The following is an 18,544-nucleotide window of genomic DNA, read 5'->3' as shown; positions in this document are numbered from 1 at the left end:
GTCAGTCGCTAACGGCGCCATTGTACCGCCTGGGCACCCGTGGCAGCACCCCGGTCAACAGGGTATAGCTGATGGTGTCGCAGAATCGGGCCACTTCATCCACCGACAGAACGCCACCGTGACGGCTGCGGCCCCACAGCACCACCTCGCTGCCGATGCCTGCCTCGGGTAGTTCGCTCAGGTCCACCGTCATCATGTCCATCGACACCTTGCCGGCCACATGGGTGCGCTTGCCGTCGACCAGCACCGGAGTGCCGTCCACCGCGTGGCGGTCATAGCCGTCGCCGTAGCCACAGGCCACCACCCCGATACGCGAGGGCCGAGAGGTGACGAAGCGCCCCCCGTAGCCCACCGGCTCCCCCGCGGAAAGCTCGCGCACGGCGATGATCTCGCTGCGCAGGCTCATCACCGGTGCAAGCTGCTGGCTTGCGCTGTTGGCGACCTCCAGTGGGTCGGCCCCGTAGAGCATCACTCCCGGACGGTTGATGGCACCGTGGGCCGAGGGCTGGGCAAGAATACTTGGCGAGTTGGCCAGGCAGGTGGGCGCGTCGAGACGCTCGGCCAGCGCCACAATGCACTCGCGCTGACGTTGAAAGTAGCCAGCATCGGTACTGTCGGCGGTGGCGAAGTGGCTCATCAGGTGAAGATCACAGACACACTCGGGGGCCGCCTCGAGTGCCCGCCAGGCCGCTTCGGCCCGCTCGGGCGGGAAGCCCAGCCGATGCATGCCGGAGTCCACCTTCAGCCACACCGGGATGGGCCGGGCCGGACGCCGTGCCAGGGCGGCCTCGAGCTGCCAGTCGCTGTGAATCGCCATGCCCAGGCCAAGCGCCTCCACCTGGGCCAGCTCATCGGCGCTGAAGATCCCCTCGAGCAGCACGATGGGCTCCTCGATGCCGGCCTCGCGCAGGGCGACCGCCTCCTCGATCGCTGCCACCGCAAACATCGGCGCCTCGCCGGACAAGGCCCTCGCGCAGGCGACGGCGCCATGGCCGTAGGCGTCCGCCTTGAGCACCGCGACGCTGAGGCTGCCAGGGGCCAGGCCCGCGGCAAGCCGGTAATTGTGGCGCAGGGCATCCAGGTCGATATCGGCGATCAGGGGGCGAGACATGGGGACTCCGAGGTCAGTGTGCAGAGGCTAGTGTTGTCACCATATTATGCTCAATAGAAAAGGGTATTTCATGGCATATAAGTCCATAAAACTCTTCCGAGACAGCTAGTTAAACCAATACTTAGATAGCAACCAGACAAAACCACTAAAAAAAGCGCCAGGCTTGGCCCGGCGCTTATGGATACGTCTCACGGGGTCAGTCTTGAAGGTCGAGCACATGCCTCTATCCAAGCGCTCCAGCATGCACTGACATCATCTACTAGCGGGTACCTCCACCGACAGTACCCTGGTCACGCCAGGCTGACGGGACTACTCGAAGATGGCGTCCAGCGACAGGCCCTGCTTGTCGAGCATCCGGCGCAGCTTCTTGAGCGCCTCGACCTGAATCTGGCGCACCCGCTCGCGGGTCAGGCCGATCTCCTCGCCGACCTGCTCCAGGGTGGCGGCCTCGTGGCCACGAAGGCCAAAGCGTCGCACCACCACCTCGCACTGTTTCTCGGTAAGCTCCGCCAGCCAGTGATTGACGTGGGCCTTGACGTCACCGTCGACCAACGTCGACTCGGGCCCCTGCTCGTTGTCGTCGGTGAGGGTCTCGATCAACGGCTTGTCGCTCTCGCCGCCCATGGGGTAGTCGACCGAGGACACCCGCTCGTTGAGCCCCATCATCTTCTTGACGGTCTCGACGGGCTTGTCCAGATGTTCGGCGATCTCTTCGGCGGTGGCCTCGTGATCGAGCTTCTGGGTCAGCTCGCGGGCGGCGCGCAGGTAGATGTTGAGTTCCTTGACCACGTGGATCGGCAGGCGAATCGTGCGGGTCTGATTCATCAGCGCCCGTTCGATGGTCTGGCGAATCCACCAGGTGGCGTAGGTCGAGAAGCGAAAGCCGCGCTCCGGATCGAACTTCTCCACCGCACGAATCAGGCCGAGGTTGCCCTCTTCGATCAGGTCCAGCAGGGTCAGGCCACGATTGAGGTAGCGGCGCGCGATCTTCACCACCAGGCGCAGGTTGGACTCGATCATCCGTGCCCGCCCCTGGGGGTCGCCCTTGCGCGCCAGACGGCCGAAATAGACCTCTTCCTCCGGCGTCAGCAATGGCGAGAAGCCGATCTCGTTCAAGTAGATCTGGGTGGCGTCGAGGCTCTGGCGCGCATAGCGATCCTCGCGACCCAGCGCCTTCTCGAACGCCTGAGTCTCGTCGTCGGCTTCCTCGACCTCTTCGGCCTCGTCCGTCACGTCCTCGACGGCGTCCTCGTCAGCCTCGTCTACCGTTTCGAGATTCACATCCTGAAGATCCCGTTCAAGCATGCTCATCGTATAGCTACCCCGTGGTTGCGACCCGGCGTTGTCGTCACCCACTACGATCAACGCCAAAGATTATTATTGTGTGACGCTCATCCTGGAGAAACTGCCGTTTCTCAACGGGAAGGAAGATATTTCGTCGGATCCTGCGGCTGACCGTCCTTGCGCACCTCGAAATGCAGGCGTACGTCCTCGGCGTCGGAATCGCCCATGGTGGCGATGACCTGGCCTGCCTCGACGACATCGTTCTCGCTGACCTTGAGACTGTCGTTGTGGGCGTAGGCACTCAGGTATTCATCGTTATGCTTGAGCAGGATGAGCTTGCCGTAGCCCCGCACACCGCTGCCCGCGTAGACCACCTTGCCCGGCCCCGCCGCTCTGACAGGTTGCCCCTTTTGACCGCCGATATCAATGCCGGCGGTGATGCTCGAACTCTCGCCGAACTGGCTGACAATCTGGCCGTCGGCCGGCCACTGCCAGGGGACCTCATCGACCGGCGTATAGGTCCGGGACCCGCCGATTGAAGCGCTTTCGCCGCCACTGGAAGACGTCGCCTGGCTGCTGCTGCCGCTGTCCTGCGAAGCGTTGGCGGCCACGGTTTCTGACTGTGCAGAATCGCTAGCCTCGGCCTGCTGCTGTTGCTGTGCCCTGGCCTCTTCCTCGGCGGCCGCCACCACCGATTCCTCGGCTTCGCGCTGGGCGCGTTCGGCCTCATCCTGACTGCTCAGGCTGCCATCGGCGCCGGGGGTGTCGTAGTCGTACACCGGTCCCGGAGCGGTCGCGCTGACACCGGCCACGGCGGCTGCGCCCTGGGCCGCGGTACCGCTGATCTGCTCGGTACTCGCGCTCACGGTCTCGGTGCTGCCGTCCGGCAACAGCCACTCGAGATCCTCGGAGGAGGGCTGAGCGTTCTGACTTTCCTGGCCGAGGGGCGTTGCCACCGCCCCGCCCTGGCCTGCCTGCGCGCCCGCTACCTGCTGGCTACCGGCGCCCGACGACGGGGCTTGACCGTTGGCCGACAGGCTCAGCGTCTGGCCGACGTCGATGCGGTAGGGAGGCTGGATATTGTTGATCCGGGCCAGTTCGCGGAAGTCCATATCGTGGCGCCAGGCGATGCCGTACAGCGTATCGCCGGACTCGACGGTGTACTGCGCAGGCACCTGGGCGGCACGGGCCGACGACAGGTCCTGAACCTGGACCGGCTGGCTCGGGCCCTGCTGATTGACACAGCCGGCCAGGACCAGCGCCAGGCTGGAGATGACGAGAGTCTTATGCATCGTGTGGTGTCTCCTTGTCGGCTGACCGCGTCGAGCGGCTAGCGTTGGCGTCTTCGCGGGCGGCGGACGAAGCGCCAACCCTGGCAACGATGAGGACCACCAGCATGCCGAGGATGGCGAGCAGCGTCACCCCCACCAGCTGCGCGGCCTCTCCGGTCACCGCAGAATAATCCCAGGGGGCCAGATAACGATAGTCCAGCGGGATGACTTGATTGTCACTGCCTAGCTGATAGCGCGTCAGCTCCCGCCAGGGCCAGAGGATCGGCAGCGAGCCCACGATGAAGCCGACCAGCAGCTGCAGGGTGGCGGTGTGATGACGTCGCAGCAGCCACGACAGCAGACGCGAAAAGGTGAAAAGGCCAACCAGGCACCCCAGGGCAAACAGCCCCAGCAGCGGTACATCAAAACCGCGGATCCCCTGCATCACCACGTCGTAGAGGCCCATGCTCAACAAAAGAAAGCTGCCCGAGACGCCGGGCAACAGCATCGCGCTGATGGCGATGGCGCCACCGACGACCAGTACCAGCGAGGGGCTGCCGAGGGCGTTGACCAGCGGCATCAGCGACGGCAGCGCCTGGGCCAGCACCAGTCCCAGCGCCAGCGGCAGCATGTGCCACCAGCGCCAGTCGGCCGGGTGCTTGCCGACCACCAGCGCCGACGCCGCCACCAGGCCAAAGAAGAAGCCGTTGAGCAGCAGCGGATGGCTATCCAGCAGCCACACCACCAGGTGAGCCACGGTGATCAGGCTGGTCAGGATGCCGGCCATCAGCGGAAGCAGGAAGCGCAGGTTCAGGTGAGCGACGAGCCCCCTGACGCCGCCCTGTTTCAGCGCCCCGAAGGCACTGGGACCGAAGCGCTTGATGGTGTGGATCAGCTCCTCGTAGATGCCGGTGACGAAGGCAATGGTGCCCCCGGAGACTCCCGGGACGGCATCCGCCGCCCCCATGCCCGCACCCCGGAGGTAGAGGCCTAGCGAATGTTTCAACGAATTACTCCTTCAAGTAACGGCACGAAGCGTACCGGCTCCAGCCGTTCGAATTCAAAGCGCTCTCCCTCGCGCCTTACACGGGTCAGCCACTGGCGTCCATCGTGCCCTTCCAGCGGCGCGATCAGCACGCCGCCGTCCACCAGCTGGGACAGCAGAGGTTCGGGCAGTTCGCTGGCACAGGCGGTCAGCAGGATGGCGTCGAAGGGGGCGGCCTCGGGCCACCCGTGCCCGCCGTCGGCCAGCCTCAAGCGCGCGTTGTAGGTCTTCAACAGGCGCAGGCGTGAGGCGGCGATACGATGCAGAGCATTGATCCTCTCCACCGACCAGAGTTCCGTCACCAGACGTGCCAGGATCAGCGTCTGGTAGCCTGACCCGGTCCCCACCTCCAGCACTCGCTCGGGCGCCTGCTCGAGGATCAGCTCGCTCATGCGTCCGACGATCCAGGGCTGCGACAGGGTCTGGCCGTGGCCGATCGGCAGCGCGGTATCTTCGTAGGCACGATGCGCCAGGGCCTCGTCAAGGAACAGATGGCGAGGTTCCCGCGCCATCACCTCGAGCACGCGAGACGAGCGAATGCCCTGCTCGCGCATGCGGCTGACCATGCGGTCCCGGGTTCGCTGGGACGTCATGCCGACGCCTCTGAGATCAGGTGAGCGCATCAAGCCAGTCCTGCACATCATCGCGTGCGGCGTGTCGGGTCAGATCGGTCTGCAGCGGGGTGATGGAGACGTAACCCTCCGCCACCGCGGCGAAGTCCGTGTCCGGCGCATCGTCGGCATTTTCCCCCACCGGGGCGATCCAGTAGCGCAACCGTCCACGGGGATCGCGCGTCTCGATGGGGCGTTCGGCGGGGCCACGATAGCCCATGCGAGTGACGCGAAAGCCGCGCAGCTCCTCCCACGGCACATCCGGCACATTGACATTGAGCAGGCTGCGCGGCGGCAGCGAAAGCTGCTCCAGTGCCCCTACCAGGCTCGCCGCCACCCGGCCAGCGGTCTCGAAGTAGCGGTGCCCGACCAGTGACACGGCGATGGCCGTCATGCCCAGATTGCGCCCTTCCATGGCCGCCGCCACGGTGCCCGAGTAGAGCACGTCGTCGCCCAGGTTGCCGCCATGGTTGATACCCGAGATCACCAGATCCGGCGTCTCGTCCCAGACGCCGTTGACGCCAAGATAGACACAGTCGGCGGGGGTACCGTCGACGCTGTAGAAGCCGCTGTCCATGGGGCTGAGCGACAGCGGACGCGACAGGGTAAGGGAGTTGCTGGCACCGCTGCGATCACGATCGGGGGCGACCACCCTGAGCTTGGCATAGGGGCTGAGGGCGTCATGCAAGGCCTTCAAGCCAGGCGCGTTGACGCCGTCGTCGTTGGATAGCAGCAGTCTCCTCATGGTGTATCTCCCTGGTGTTGCTCGGCCACTGGTTGCGCGTCCCCGGTCAGCTCTTCCCCAGGCTGCCTGGCCACAGGCTCCTTCACTAAAGGCTCGTCGACGGACGGCGCGTTGCGAAAGCTCAAGGTGGGGTGATCCATCAGCTCACGCAGCACGGCGGTGGCAAAGGCCCCGGCGGGCAAGCGGAACTCGAGCCACACCGCGTCGCCCTGACGCCATAGACGGGCCTCGGTGGGCATGACTCTCAACGCCCGTCGGGACGCCTTGACCCTGGCCTTCTCGAGTCCGGCGCAAAGCGCCGGCGCCTCGGCCAGGACGTCTTGCTCCAGCGCCTCGGCTCGCTCCCGGGCGCGACTGCCACCGGTCCCCCAGAGTACCCCGGCGGGATGGATGTCGCCTTGCTCGAGGCGCGCCTTCAAGGCGTCATCGGGGCTTTCCACGTCGAACAGGCTGTGGGTACCTTCCAGCATCATCACATCGCCGGCCAGCACCTCTCGCCAGCAGCCCCTGCGCAGACGCTCGGCCAACTGGGCGTTGAACAGGTAGCTGCGAGCGGCGGACAACAGCATGCCCTCGCGGTCATCACGCTTGCGCCAGCCGCGCTCGAGCACCGCACAGGCCTTGCTCAGGTTGCGCCCCTCGTGACCGAACCGCTGGGGCCCGAAATAGTTGGGCACCCCGTCGCTCACCAAGGCCTCGAAGCGCTGTTCGAGCCCAGGGTCCCGAGCCACCTCGCCGGTCAGCTTCAGACGAAAGCGGTTGCCGCGATGGACCCCACGCTTGAGCTTGCGCGGATGACGGCTGGCGGCCTCGACCACATAGCCCTCCGCCGCCAGTCGTGCGTCGAGATCTTTCGGCGCCTCACGCCCCGCAAGATGCACCGAGAACCACTGACGCGTTACCGCCGTGCGGTCCTTCATGCCGGCATAACCGACGTCGCGGCGACTCACCTGACACTGGTGGGCCAGGGTCGAGGCGACCCTGGCGGTGGTGGTGTCACGCTTGGCGATCCACAGCCACAGGTGCTCGCCCTGGCCCTCAGGAGCGAACCCAAGGTCCTCCTCGACCTGGAAATCCTCGGGGGTTTCCCGGTAACGCCCAGCCATCGGGGCGCCGAAACGCTCGTCCAGATAGCGCGGCCAGTCCGGGGGCCAGACGATGGCATCGCTCATGTCGATTCGGCCCTCGTGACACTGGCGCCAGGGTCCCCGGCGGCGCTGGTGGCATCATTGTCAATGGCCGCCATCAGCACCACCGCCTCGGCGGCGATGCCCTCGCCACGCCCGGTGAAGCCGAGACGCTCTGTCGTGGTGGCCTTGACGTTGATGGCGCCCCTGTCGATGCCCAGGTCCTCGGCCAGGGCGTCGCGCATGGCACCGAGATGCGGTGCCATCTTCGGCGCCTGGGCCATCAGGGTGGCGTCCAGGTTGGCCACCCGGTAGCCGGCCTGCGCCACCCGTGCCACCACCCGCCGCAGCAGGTCGCGACTGTCGGCGCCCTTCCACTCAGGGTCGGTATCCGGAAACAGGTGACCGATATCACCGAGGGCGCAGGCGCCCAGCAGCGCATCACTGATGGCATGCAACAGAACGTCGCCATCGGAGTGCGCCACGAACCCCCGATCGAAGGGCAGTCGCACGCCCCCGATCATCAGGTGGTCACCCTCGCCGAAGCGATGGACGTCGAAGCCGTGGCCTATGCGCAGGGGCAGCAGCATGTTCATGAACTCTCGTGCAGATCCCGGAGCACCGCGTCGCCGGCCAGGATCAACTCGGCCAGGCGCAGGTCCTCGGGGTGGGTGATCTTGATATTGTCGCGGCGACCGGCGACCAGTCGGGGCGCGCGGCCCAGGGCCTCCACCGCCGACGCCTCGTCGGTGATCCGGCCGACACCGATGCCGTCCGGCGCCAGCGCCCGGGCCAGAGCTTCCTGAAGCAGAGCAAAGCGAAATGCCTGGGGCGTCTGGGCCTGCCACAGACCCCGTCGGTCCTCGGTGTTCGCCACCGCCCCCTGGCCATCGTCACGCTTGATGGTATCCGCCACCGGCGAGGCCAGCAGCGCCCCGTCAGGGCTCGCGAGGGCAGCGTTGTAGAGCCGTGACAGGTCATCGGCGCTGACACAGGGGCGCGCCACGTCGTGCACCAGCACCAGGTCATCGGGGGCGCCTTGGGCGGCGACCGCCGCCAGGGCATTGACCACGCTGTGCACGCGCTCGGCGCCGCCGGCCACCCGCTGCCAGTCGGTAAAGGGGACCAGCGCCGGGTCGAACCAGTCGTCATCGGGCGCCAGGCACAGGCACAGCCGCGCCTCGGGAAAGCTCTGATGCAGCCGCGCCAGGGTATGCGCCAGCACCGGTCGCCCCGCCACTTCGAGATACTGCTTGGGGCAGGTCCCGCCGACCCGCTTGCCGACGCCCGCCGCCGGCACGATCAGCCACAGTCGGCTCATTCACTGGCCCCCTGGGCAGATCCCGGTGTCGGTTGGGCCACCGGGGCGACGTCGGTCTCGACCCCGGGCACCCAGAAGAACTGCTCGTCGGTGCGCACCATGCCCACATCGCTGCGAGCGCGTTCCTCGATGGCATCGAGACCGGTCTTGAGGTCCACCACCTCGGCGCTAAGGCGAGCATTGCGATCGCGCAGGGGCTGGTTTTCCGCCTCCAGCGCCGCCACCCGCCCGCTGACTTCATTCATTTCCATGACACCGCCCTGGCCCAGCCACAGTCGATACTGAAGCAGGGCGAGCAGTGCCAGCAGCACTATCGCCAAGGTCTTGAGCATGCAGGTACCGTCGACATTCGATTCGGCGCCTAGTATGCCATCGCCGCCCGGTCGGGGGCGAGTCGCGGGTCGGCCCATGTCACGATGGCCAGGAGAGCGCATCAAGACCAGAGGCACCAACGCAATCGGCCGACCCCGAGGGTCAGCCGACTCACTGGCGAGCGTTCTTGCGCTGGTTAAATGCCAACCGCTCTATAGCTGGAACGGCATACGGAAGGTCAGGCTGATATCCGAGGCGTCATCGGTCATGCCGATGCCCAGGTTGGTGACCACCGAGGTGGAATCGGTCATGGCGTAGGTGCCACCGATATTGAACACCCCGATAGTGGCGTCACTGCCGATAACCTCGGTCTCATTGCCACCTTCCGGAGTAATCTCGGTCTTGCGGATATATTCGTGGGAGTAGGACAACGCCAGACTCAGCCGCTCATTCAAGGCAAAGGCGGTACCGAAGCCTGCGCTGATGCTGTCACCCAGATCCACATCGGCGCGCTGATCACCCTCACCCGCCGAAATATCGTCGAAATCTTCCTCGATATTGTAGGTGTAGCCCAGGTTGGCGAAGACGATGGCCGGGTCCAGAGTCTTGAGTACCGACACCCCGGCAGTCACGCCCCAGACGCCGTTGCCGGTGGGCAATTCCTTGGGAACCGACAGGTTACCGGCGGTATCGGATTGCTCGATTTCGATGCCGTAGGGGTCCTTGCCGGTGGGCGCACGCACCCCCAGACTGACCACCACGTCGGGCCTCTCCACGGTCTCCGGCAGCAGCCGGTAGGACAGGCTCGCCGAGATATCACCTAGCCCGGCTTCATCGACGTCATCCTCCACATTGCGTTCTGTGGAGAACTCACCACCGATGGACTGGATGGTGGTGGTGCGATAGACGAAGGGCACATTGATGCTGGCTTCCAGCCGATCGGTCAGGCCATAACGGGTATTGATATCCAGGGTGGTAATGTGGGTCTCGACATTGTCGAGATTCAGCTCGCCGAGAAAGATGGCGTCCAGTGCCAGAAAGCCGCGTAGTGCCAGGCTATCCCGATCCGAGTAGGTGTAGGTGATCCCGGGTTCGATGGTCAGGCGATCGGAAAACAGCGCGTGCTCCTCGCGGAAAATATCCTGCACGCTGCGCGAGGCCTCCTGGGATTCCAGCGCTTCTTGCTGTTCGGCTCCGACGGTCTGTTGTGCAAGAGCAGGCGCCGCAGCACCGGCCAGTAAAAGGCCCGCCAACGGCGGGCAGAGCGTCCTGTTGATGACGATATTCACGTCGATCTCCTTGTCCCCGAATGAAATCGTTTGTACTTCTTGTCGAGCGTCTACTGCGCCCTTCTGCTCCCCTTCCAGCAGGGTCCCCCGACACTCCTGGTAAAGTGTAGTCAAATTGTGCGTTTACGACGGCCAAATCCTTCATAGCTGTCAACGCAGTGCCGCCGCGGACTTGATGCCGCTGAGCATGCCGGGTACCGCCCTGTCTCCCACCCCGGCCTGGTTACCCATATACAGCTGCAGCCGGGTCAGGTTGCGCACCTGCTGCATGTTGCTGGAGAGCTGGATCGCCTGATTCAGCCCGCCGCCGGGTACAATGGCCTGACTGATGCTGCCCATACCCGGAATGTCCACGGATACGCTCATGTTGTTGCCAACGGCGGATACCGCGATGGTACTGCCGGCGATGGAGCGGGTCAGATTGCCGCTGGTGTCCGGGCTCACTCCACCGAAGCTCGAGGCGTCCATGACATCGATGACCAGGTCATTGGCGGCGACGTTGAAGTCCCCCCCCGCCTGGATCGACTGCACCACGCCGGAGGCGTTGGCGGTGCCCCGATCGACTATCGTTGCACCGTTGCCAAGACTTGCCAGACCCGCGGCGCTCTCCACCACGGTAATGGTGGGCTGGAAGCTCACCGTGGGTTGGCCTCGACTCAGATCACCCAGCATCTGCGCCCCGGCAGATAGATGATCCCCCGCCGCGGTGCGCCATTCGCTGACCATCTGCACCCCGAAAAACATCAGGCGCCCCTTATCGGCGAAGCGCCCGCGCTGTTGTCCCAGTTCACTGTCGGATAGCTGACGCGCCTCGCTGAAACCCTCGAAGCGGTCAAAGTCGGTGGTGGCAGCCAACGCTGCCGGTGCGCCCAGAGCCAACGACAATGCCAACAGCATTGCCCAGTATTTCAGCCCTGGTCCCCTGTCATGTCCCATCATGGTGTTGCCCCCTGATCGACGGCGCCTTCCTGCTCGCCGCTGAGCCTTGCCGAAAGAGCGTTATCGTTATCAGAACAGTTCAGCGTGACGGAAACCGAAGTCGATCATCTGCTCGCGTGAGACGGGCGAAAACACGTCCTTCATTCGATGCGCCGTCAAAGGCTGGCGCGGATCGAGCAAGGCGGTATAGCGATCGAAGCCGTCGCCCACCACCGCGAAGATGATATTGTTCCAGGCGGCCATGAATTCGTCCCGGGACATCACCCGGTTGCCCAACGCCGGATCACCGATATAGACGCGATCTGCGCTGGCCTTCTTCATGACCACGAAGTGTTTGTAGCCGTTGAGGTCCAGTAGGACGATCACCGGAATTGAGACGTCATCCAGGGTCTCGGCGTCGACTTCATAGCCGCGCCCGCGCAGGCCCAGGGTCTCGACATAGTTCTTCAGATCCAGCAGGGAGAAGCCCTGCTGCTGTACCAGCTCCAGGTCGGCTACCTCCAGCATCCCCGCCAGCACGTCGTGCTCGGTGGTGTCGGGACGTTGGTAGGCGTACTTGAGCAGGGTGGCCAGCGAAGCGGCACCACAGGAAAAGTCGGTGCGCTGCTCGACCAGATTTTCGTAGCGACGCTCACGGATGGACTGCACGTCCTTGTTGATCACCGTCCCCGGCACGATCCCTCCCAGGCGAATGGTGGCAGCCTGGGTGTTGCCGAGTGGTAGTGCGAGGCCGATGGCCAGTGCCGCGGCCAGCGGCCAGCGTGGCAGTGTCATGACCTGTCCCCCGTATCCAGATGGTGAGTGTCGTATTGGCCAGCTTCTTGGTGAGCTTTGGCGGTCGTGTCTTGTTGGAAAGATCCCCGACCCAGATGGGCCGGGGAAGTACCGATTGGATCGAACGGATTACTGCGCTTCGCCCGCGCCACCGCCGGTGGCTGCGCCGCCCATGCTGGAGGCAATCGACAGCGAGTTGCGCTGCATGTTGCCGGTGCCGGAGGCGATGTTGACGCCGATGTTGCCGGTGGCGCCGCGCAGGGCATTGCCGCCCAGGGTGGCAGTATTTTCCTGGTAGACCAGCACTTCATTGAAGGAGTTGCTGGAACCGGAAGCGGTGCCGGCCAGGCCAATCAGACCGGCCTCGACGAAGCCGAGAGAACCGCCTTCTTCACCCTCGAAACGACCGTCGTTGCCATCCGGGCCCTGGTCGTCGAAGTCAGCATGGCCCCACAGGGACTCGCCGCCGGGGTGGCTATCGCCGCCCTGCCAGATTTCCGGATAGACGTCGTTGGTCTGCTCCCAGTTGCCCTCGTAGCTACCGACACCGCCACCGATGTAGCCACCGCCCAGTACCACGCCGGCGCTGAACTCGGAGCCGCTTTCCAGGGTCACGACCTGTCCTGCGGTGGTGGTGCTGTTGTTGTAGCTGGCCTGGACGCCGCCGGTGGTGGCGTCGGCGCTGCCGCTGGCGGTGTTGACGGCTGCCGCCAGGCTGTTGTGCTGGGCGTTGCCGATACCAGCCGCGACGTTGACGCCGATGTTGCCGCTGGCGTTACGCAGGGCGTTGCCACCCATCAGGGCAGTGTTCGGGCTGCCGGTGATGCCAGTCATGTTGTTGGAGGTGGACTGGAAGGAGAAGGAAGCCGCCTGGCCGAATACGGTGGCCGCGTCGGAAGACGACAGCGCGGCGTCGTTGGCCTGCTGGTTGTTGTCACCGGCGGCCACGTTGGCACCGATATTACCGGCAGCACCCTGCAGGGCATTGCCGCCCAGGGTCGCGTCATTGGTGGTCAGGTCTTGCGTGGCATAGTTGTTGTCGCTGAACTGCTTGCTGTCCACGGTGGCGCCGGAGTAGTTGTCATCTGTAACCAGGGCTCCACCGAGCGCACCCAGCCGCTTGTAGGTGTGGGAATCGTTCTTGATATGAACGTCGTAGCGGTTGTTGACGTCGGAATCCATGTAGGAATCGGTGTCAAAGCTGTTGTCCGCCAGTGCCGCCGGTGCGACCAGAAGTGCAGAGATGGCCAGAGCGAGCGGTGCTTTTTCGAAAGTTTTCATGATCGTTCTCCTGAATGAACCGTACTGTCTTTTCACTGCTTTTATTGACGTCACTCGTTGTCTTCCACGCTTGCTCTATTGGTTGAAGCGATAGCTGAAGCTGTTGCGAGTGGCGTTCCCCGTGCCGGCTGACTGGTTGACCTGAATCACTCCTCTGGCGCCCCCGAAGGTACTCTCATCGATCTCGAGATTCCGGATGGCGCTGTCGGAGCCATTGCTGCTCGACCCATTCAGCCCCTGCCTTGGTGCCAGCACCTGTTGCAGACTGTCGTCGCTCAGGCCGCTGACCGTGCTCCCCAGAGCCATGCCGAAGCTGTTGCTCTGAAGGTTGCCTATCCCCGCCGCCTGGTTGACGGACATCCACCCGGAGGCTCCACTAAAGGCGCCCTCCCTGATGGCGGTGCCCACCTCCATGCCGGCGAGTCGTTCGTCGATGCGCACCTGCTGCACCAGACGATTGTTGATGGTGGCGCCATCACCGATGGCCAGGGCGCCGCTGTTGGACTGCAGATTCTGGTTGCCCGCGGCCTGGTTGGCCGCCGCGACACCACTGACACCGCTGAGCGCCTGTCCGCTGATCACGCTGCTGCTGCGCAGGCCGCTCAGGTCCTGGCCCTGGGCCGGGTCCGGGCTCACCATCACCAGCCCGAAGGCGGCGGTAAGCACCAGGCTGCGAGTCAGCCGTACCGGCACGAATGAAGGCTTGAAGATCCGCATGATCAGCGCCTCCCGCCGGTCAGGGGCGCCAGCGCGCCAGTCACGGTATTGGCGATACCCGAGGTCGCCCCGATCACGCTGCCACCGGCTGCCGATCCGCCACCGACCGAGGTCGCTACCCGATTGCTGCTGCCCAGGGGGCCGGTGCCGAGATTGGCGCCGGTACCCAGGGCGCGGTGCATCTGACTCATGCCGCGGCCTACGCCGGCGGAGATACTGGCCGCCCGGGTGTCATCGAGCATGATCGCGGAGACCCCACCCATGCGGGTGTGAACGCTGCCGGTGGCGCTGCGCGCCATGTTGCTGCTGTGCATCAGGTCGGCACGGCCACGAATCGGCCCGCTTTCGCGATTGACGTAGCCGAATGGCGCAGTCTCGACCTCTCGCAGCATGATGATCTCGCCGGGCTGGACGCCGGGGCGAAGATCGGCGCCGAGGCTCTGGTCGGTCCCCACACCGACCAGGCCCACCGCTACTACCGCTGCGGCCAGGGCCAGACGCCACTGGCACGTCACGGCGTTCCCGCTCCCCCCTTGCCCTTCTTTGTGCTTCAGGTGTCCCATGGTGATCACCAGTCCCGTTGCGTAGTGACGTTGGCGCTCTGACGGTTGTTCAGCCCGTTGGCTGCGCGATGGCTGCTGTCGTCGCCCCCGCCTCCGGCACCTCGTCCCGGCCGTTCGTCCCAGAGGATGACGCCGTCGGCGTCGATTCCCTGCTCCGGCACGAAGCGGCCTCGAATTGTGTCCAGCGCCCCGTCATTGACGAGGTGCTGCTCCCCGGGAGCGCCGAACACCTGCTGCTCGTCGAGCATCGCGGTGTCCGATCGGGCCGACATGGATCCGGTGGCGGCCAGCGCCACACCGATCGCGATGGACGCGCCAAGGACTAGGGTCCGGCTGTTTGCGATCGTCTGGTTCATGTCGGCGTCTCCTCGGGTCCTGTTCCCGTTGCAGTGTTTCTCCTGCACAAAGAACAGAGCAATCGCCGTGCCAACTTATAATCTGTTGATTTATAGGCATTTTTATTTTTGTGCGAAATGAAGAGTGTTAAGCGGATGAAACAACGCACCTTCAGCCGATGAGAAAAAACAGCACAAAACATCGTCAACTATCTGTTTTGTCGGTGGTTTTCCAAAAAGTACCGTTACTGGTACAGCACAGAACTGAGCGATAGCGACAAACAGGCAAAGCGACGCTGCCAGCCTGGCACTATCGTGCTGAAGGGCCCGCGAGGCGGGGGTTTCAGAAGAAACAGCAAAAAAATGTGGCAGGGTGTGTTCAAGGACGACATTCGCGTTACGAGGGAAGCCGGCACCTTGTACGGATGGGGGAGAAATGTCAGAAATCGCATGATTGAGCACAGTTAAAACTGACCCATCAACAAGCAATATACTGATATAAAAGGTATTTTTTAGACATTCACCACTTCAACACTGTCCTTCTGGCCAATGTTTCAACAAAGCAACACTTTTGCGCCAGGCCCATTTTTCGGGAGTACGAAGCATCAGCTTCGTCCGCATAGCGTCGACATCTTGCCGCGATCTCTCAACGTCGATAATCGGATCCGGATGTCAGAGCGCAGATACAAGGGTGATAGAAGGACGCAGATACCAGGGTGATAGAAGGACCCAGATGCCAGGGCGATAGAAAGCCCCCAGATAGCAGAGCACTGGAACCTGGATGCAAAAAGCCCCGCTTGCAGCGGGGCTATTAAAGAGTGGTTTGCCGAGAGGTCATATAGCCGAGATGTCATATAGAGAGAAGAGAGCGCTGCGAGGAGAGACCTGCCGATAACGCCTCTTCACTATCGCTCGAACAGAATCAATGACACCAGGCCGTCAGGAAAAGGCGGCCTCCTGGGGAGGCGTACGTGAAATACCGTGCTTGTCGAGCAACCGATAGATGGTCACCCGGGAGACGCCAAGTTCCTTGGCGGCGGCGTTGACCCGGTACTTGTTGCGCCCCAGCGCCGAGAGCAGCGCATCACGCTCGGCTTCCTCGCGAACCTCTTCAAGCGTTATCTGGTGGCGGTTCAAGCCACGCCGTTCGATGCCGAGGTCCTCGGGCTGGATCAGGCGGTTTTCGCACATCACCATGGCCCGGCGAACCCGATTGATCAGCTCGCGGACGTTGCCGGGCCAATGGTAGCGCTGCATCACCGAGAGCGCCTCTCGGGAAAAGCCTTTCAGACAGGAGGCCTTCTCGCAGGAGAAGCGCTCGAAGAAGAAACGCGCCAGGATCTCGATATCTTCCGAGTGCTCGCGCAAGGCAGGTACCTGCACCTGGAGCACATTGAGCCGGTGATAGAGATCCTCCCGAAAGCGTCCCTCCTTCACCGCCAGCTCGAGATTGACGTGGGTCGCGGCGACGATGCGCACGTCCACCGGAATATCCTCGAGCCCACCGACGCGCTGGATACAGCGCATTTCCAGAAAGCGCAGCAGGTTGACCTGAAGCTCCAGCGGCAGGTCGCCGATCTCGTCGAGGAACAGGGTGCCACCGTCGGCCGCCTCGATACGACCGATCTTGCGTTGCGAGGCACCTGTGAAGGCGCCCTTCTCGTGGCCGAACAGCTCTGACTGAATCAAATGCTCGGGCAGGGCGCCGCAGTTGATGGCGTGAAAGGGCTGGCGCGAACGCGTGGAGCGCTCGTGGATGGCCTGGGCCGTCAGCTCCTTGCCGGTACCGGACTCCCCGCTGATGAACACCGGGGCATCGACCACCGCCACCTTGCGGATGGTCTTGAACAGGTTCCACATCACCGGCGTCGTACCGACGAACTCGTACTCGCTGTCTTCGGCGGCGGCCGACATGCGCTGTTCTTCACGGTCGCGCTGCTGCAGCATCGACAGTTCCGCAGCGTGCTCCATCAGGATCGACAGGCGTAGCAGATCCACCTGGGGCGACACCAGGGAGTGGCTCAGGTGGGCCATGATGCGACGCATCTCGGGGTCGTCACACTGATCCGAGGTGCCGACCGCGATCCAGGGCCTTTCGCTTTTCAGGATCAGCGGTTCCAGATGGCGCAGGTCCTGACAGGACAGGTCCTCCAGTACCATGATGCCGACCCGGCAAGGGTCATCAGGCTGCAAGCGGCAATCCGACAGCGGCGACACCAGCGGATGCATCTGCCAGCCACTCGACTGCAATCCCTCCAGCAGGTGGCCGGCACGACCACCGGGGTCGCCGATCCACCAACTGCAACGTTGCTTGACGTCCATCGCCTGTCCCCTGAACCCAACCGCCCGCAGACACCAGCAACGATCGGACTGTCGCGCCAGCGCGACTACGAACCCGACCGCCCTCGATCCATCTGCGCCTGCGTAATGTAATCGTTATCTCACATGAGTATCGGTTGAATCATAGCACCGTATTACGCTCTACCTCGAAACGGTAGTCCACGGTGGGCCGCCGCCACATACAGTTCGAGCTGTCGGGCTTCCTCTTGACAAAATCGCGCTACCGCATCGTTGAGGCGGGGATCATTGACATGATGCAAGGACGTCAGCCGGCGGGGGACGAAGCCCCGGGACACCTTGTGCTCACCCTGGGTTCCGGGGTCAAAGCAGTCGAGGCCTCGCGCAAGGCAGTGCTCGATACCCTGGTAGTAACAGGCCTCGAAGTGCAAACAGTCGGCCAGCACCTCGCTGCCCCAGTAGCGACCGTAGAGGGTTCGAGTTCCCTGAAGGCAGAGCGCGGCGGCCACCGGGCGGCCTTCAACAAAAGCTTGAACAAGCACAAGGTTTTCCGGCATATGACGGCGAAGCCGCTGAAAAAATACCTCGCTTAGATATCCTGTCGTACCTCTTTCGAGATAGGTGATGCGATAGCAGCGAAAGAAGTGGCGGATCGCCGCTTCGTCGATCTCGCTGCCCTCGAGGCGCCGCAGTTCGATGCCCTGGTCGGCGACACGGCGACGCTCGCGTCTTACTTCCTTGCGCCGTTTCGATGTCATCGCCGCCAGGAATCCCTCGAAGTCGCCGAAGCCCTCGTCTCGCCATTGAAACTGCACGCCGCTTCGGGCGATCAGGCCCGGACAGGCCTGTCGCCAGGCGGCCACCTCCGAGTCCTCGGCAAACAGCAGATGCCAGCCCGATAGCCCGGGGTCGTCTTGCCACTGGCTCGCCAGCATGGCCATGACGGTCTGCTCGTCTTCACCTTCTGCCAGTGCCAGGCGCGGGCCTGGCGCCGGGGTGAAGGGGATCGCGCTCACCGCCTTGGGGTAGTAGCGCCCCCCGGCACGCTCCCAGGCATCCGCCCAGCTCCAGTCGAACACGTACTCGCCCCAGGAGTGCTCCTTGAGGTAGTACGGCAGCAGGCCTACCAGTCGCGCCCCTCGCCACAGCGTCAGATGTCGAGGCTGCCAACCGGTGCCCTCCCCCACCGCACCGGTGGCCTCCAGCGCATCGAGAAATTCGTGACGGGCAAAGGGGTGGTCCGGGTCCACCAGGGCGTTCCAGTGCTCGGCCGGCACCTCGGCGACGGTCTCCAGGCACTTGACCGAAAGACCTTCCTCGGCGTGGCCGCCCTGTTCTTGCTGCGGGGATGATGGCGTCACAACCCACTCCTTGCACTTTGCGATTCAGCCACAGAGTGCCAGACTTTGGAGGTGCTCGTCGCCGAGATCGTCGAAGGCGGCGACCACCGGCCACTCCCTGTAAAAAAACTACATATTCGACCAAAGCACTCGGTCAAGGGGGAGGAAATTGGCTTTTTAT

19 protein-coding genes are annotated in these 18,544 nt (G+C 63.8%); all 19 read right to left on the bottom strand.

Features of this window, described 5'->3' with window-relative positions; genetic code table 11:
- Position 1: 1 nt before the first annotated feature.
- Positions 2 to 1,111 carry an alanine racemase gene (gene alr / locus NFG58_RS04310; RefSeq protein WP_108131383.1) on the bottom strand — a complete coding sequence of 370 codons (1,110 nt, stop codon included), beginning with the start codon at positions 1,109 to 1,111 and terminating at the stop codon, positions 2 to 4.
- Positions 1,112 to 1,420: 309 nt separating this feature from the next.
- A complete protein-coding gene (gene rpoS / locus NFG58_RS04305; RefSeq protein ID WP_108131627.1) occupies positions 1,421 to 2,416 on the bottom strand; it encodes an RNA polymerase sigma factor RpoS in 996 nt (331 codons plus the stop codon).
- A 110-nt stretch (positions 2,417 to 2,526) separates the two neighbouring features.
- Entirely contained in the window at positions 2,527 to 3,687 is a 1,161-nt protein-coding gene (locus NFG58_RS04300; RefSeq protein ID WP_108131382.1) for a peptidoglycan DD-metalloendopeptidase family protein, read from the bottom strand.
- Complete coding sequence (locus tag NFG58_RS04295) at positions 3,680 to 4,633, bottom strand: DUF368 domain-containing protein (RefSeq protein WP_108131381.1); 954 nt, start codon at positions 4,631 to 4,633, stop codon at positions 3,680 to 3,682. The genes NFG58_RS04300 and NFG58_RS04295 overlap by 8 nt, the downstream gene beginning before the upstream one ends.
- A gap of 35 nt (positions 4,634 to 4,668) precedes the next feature.
- Positions 4,669 to 5,334 carry a protein-L-isoaspartate(D-aspartate) O-methyltransferase gene (locus NFG58_RS04290; protein WP_045991033.1) on the bottom strand — a complete coding sequence of 222 codons (666 nt, stop codon included), beginning with the start codon at positions 5,332 to 5,334 and terminating at the stop codon, positions 4,669 to 4,671.
- Positions 5,321 to 6,067, bottom strand: a complete 747-nt coding sequence (gene surE / locus NFG58_RS04285; protein ID WP_045991032.1) for a 5'/3'-nucleotidase SurE — start codon at positions 6,065 to 6,067, stop codon at positions 5,321 to 5,323. The genes NFG58_RS04290 and surE overlap by 14 nt, the downstream gene beginning before the upstream one ends.
- Positions 6,064 to 7,239, bottom strand: a complete 1,176-nt coding sequence (locus NFG58_RS04280; protein ID WP_071211075.1) for a tRNA pseudouridine(13) synthase TruD — start codon at positions 7,237 to 7,239, stop codon at positions 6,064 to 6,066. The genes surE and NFG58_RS04280 overlap by 4 nt, the downstream gene beginning before the upstream one ends.
- Entirely contained in the window at positions 7,236 to 7,772 is a 537-nt protein-coding gene (gene ispF / locus NFG58_RS04275) for a 2-C-methyl-D-erythritol 2,4-cyclodiphosphate synthase (protein WP_045991067.1), read from the bottom strand. Before ispF ends, NFG58_RS04280 begins: the two co-directional genes overlap by 4 nt.
- Positions 7,773 to 7,786: 14 nt before the next feature.
- Positions 7,787 to 8,515 carry a 2-C-methyl-D-erythritol 4-phosphate cytidylyltransferase gene (gene ispD, locus NFG58_RS04270; protein ID WP_045991031.1) on the bottom strand — a complete coding sequence of 243 codons (729 nt, stop codon included), beginning with the start codon at positions 8,513 to 8,515 and terminating at the stop codon, positions 7,787 to 7,789.
- Positions 8,512 to 8,847, bottom strand: coding sequence for a cell division protein FtsB (gene ftsB / locus NFG58_RS04265; RefSeq protein ID WP_045991030.1), 336 nt, complete (start codon positions 8,845 to 8,847; stop codon positions 8,512 to 8,514). Before ftsB ends, ispD begins: the two co-directional genes overlap by 4 nt.
- A gap of 192 nt (positions 8,848 to 9,039) precedes the next feature.
- A complete protein-coding gene (locus tag NFG58_RS04260; protein ID WP_231498461.1) occupies positions 9,040 to 10,116 on the bottom strand; it encodes a transporter in 1,077 nt (358 codons plus the stop codon).
- A gap of 150 nt (positions 10,117 to 10,266) precedes the next feature.
- A complete protein-coding gene (locus NFG58_RS04255) occupies positions 10,267 to 11,055 on the bottom strand; it encodes a hypothetical protein (RefSeq protein ID WP_124802684.1) in 789 nt (262 codons plus the stop codon).
- 69 nt (positions 11,056 to 11,124) lie between these two features.
- Positions 11,125 to 11,829, bottom strand: a complete 705-nt coding sequence (locus NFG58_RS04250; protein WP_108131380.1) for a C39 family peptidase — start codon at positions 11,827 to 11,829, stop codon at positions 11,125 to 11,127.
- 129 nt (positions 11,830 to 11,958) lie between these two features.
- The gene (locus NFG58_RS04245) at positions 11,959 to 13,110 is read right to left on the bottom strand and encodes a hypothetical protein (RefSeq protein WP_108131379.1); all 1,152 of its coding nucleotides are present in this window, start codon (positions 13,108 to 13,110) and stop codon (positions 11,959 to 11,961) included.
- Between the two features lie 75 nt (positions 13,111 to 13,185).
- On the bottom strand, positions 13,186 to 13,827 hold the full coding sequence (locus tag NFG58_RS04240; protein WP_045991028.1) for a hypothetical protein: 642 nt from the start codon (positions 13,825 to 13,827) through the stop codon (positions 13,186 to 13,188).
- 2 nt (positions 13,828 to 13,829) lie between these two features.
- Positions 13,830 to 14,342: a hypothetical protein gene (locus tag NFG58_RS04235; RefSeq protein ID WP_045991027.1), complete on the bottom strand. Its 513-nt coding sequence runs from the start codon at positions 14,340 to 14,342 to the stop codon at positions 13,830 to 13,832.
- Between the two features lie 53 nt (positions 14,343 to 14,395).
- Positions 14,396 to 14,746, bottom strand: a complete 351-nt coding sequence (locus tag NFG58_RS04230; protein ID WP_045991026.1) for a hypothetical protein — start codon at positions 14,744 to 14,746, stop codon at positions 14,396 to 14,398.
- A 918-nt stretch (positions 14,747 to 15,664) separates the two neighbouring features.
- Positions 15,665 to 17,047 (bottom strand): sigma-54 dependent transcriptional regulator, encoded by a 1,383-nt coding sequence (locus tag NFG58_RS04225; protein ID WP_231498460.1) that lies wholly within the window; start codon positions 17,045 to 17,047, stop codon positions 15,665 to 15,667.
- A gap of 152 nt (positions 17,048 to 17,199) precedes the next feature.
- Entirely contained in the window at positions 17,200 to 18,318 is a 1,119-nt protein-coding gene (locus tag NFG58_RS04220; protein ID WP_181248585.1) for a GNAT family N-acetyltransferase, read from the bottom strand.
- Between the last annotated feature and the right edge of the window lie 226 nt (positions 18,319 to 18,544).

Origin of the sequence: Halomonas sp. RT37, assembly GCF_040070525.1 — a bacterium.
In the GTDB taxonomy this organism is placed as follows: Bacteria; Pseudomonadota; Gammaproteobacteria; order Pseudomonadales; family Halomonadaceae; genus Halomonas; species Halomonas litopenaei.
This window is presented reverse-complemented; position numbering and strand designations above follow the sequence as displayed.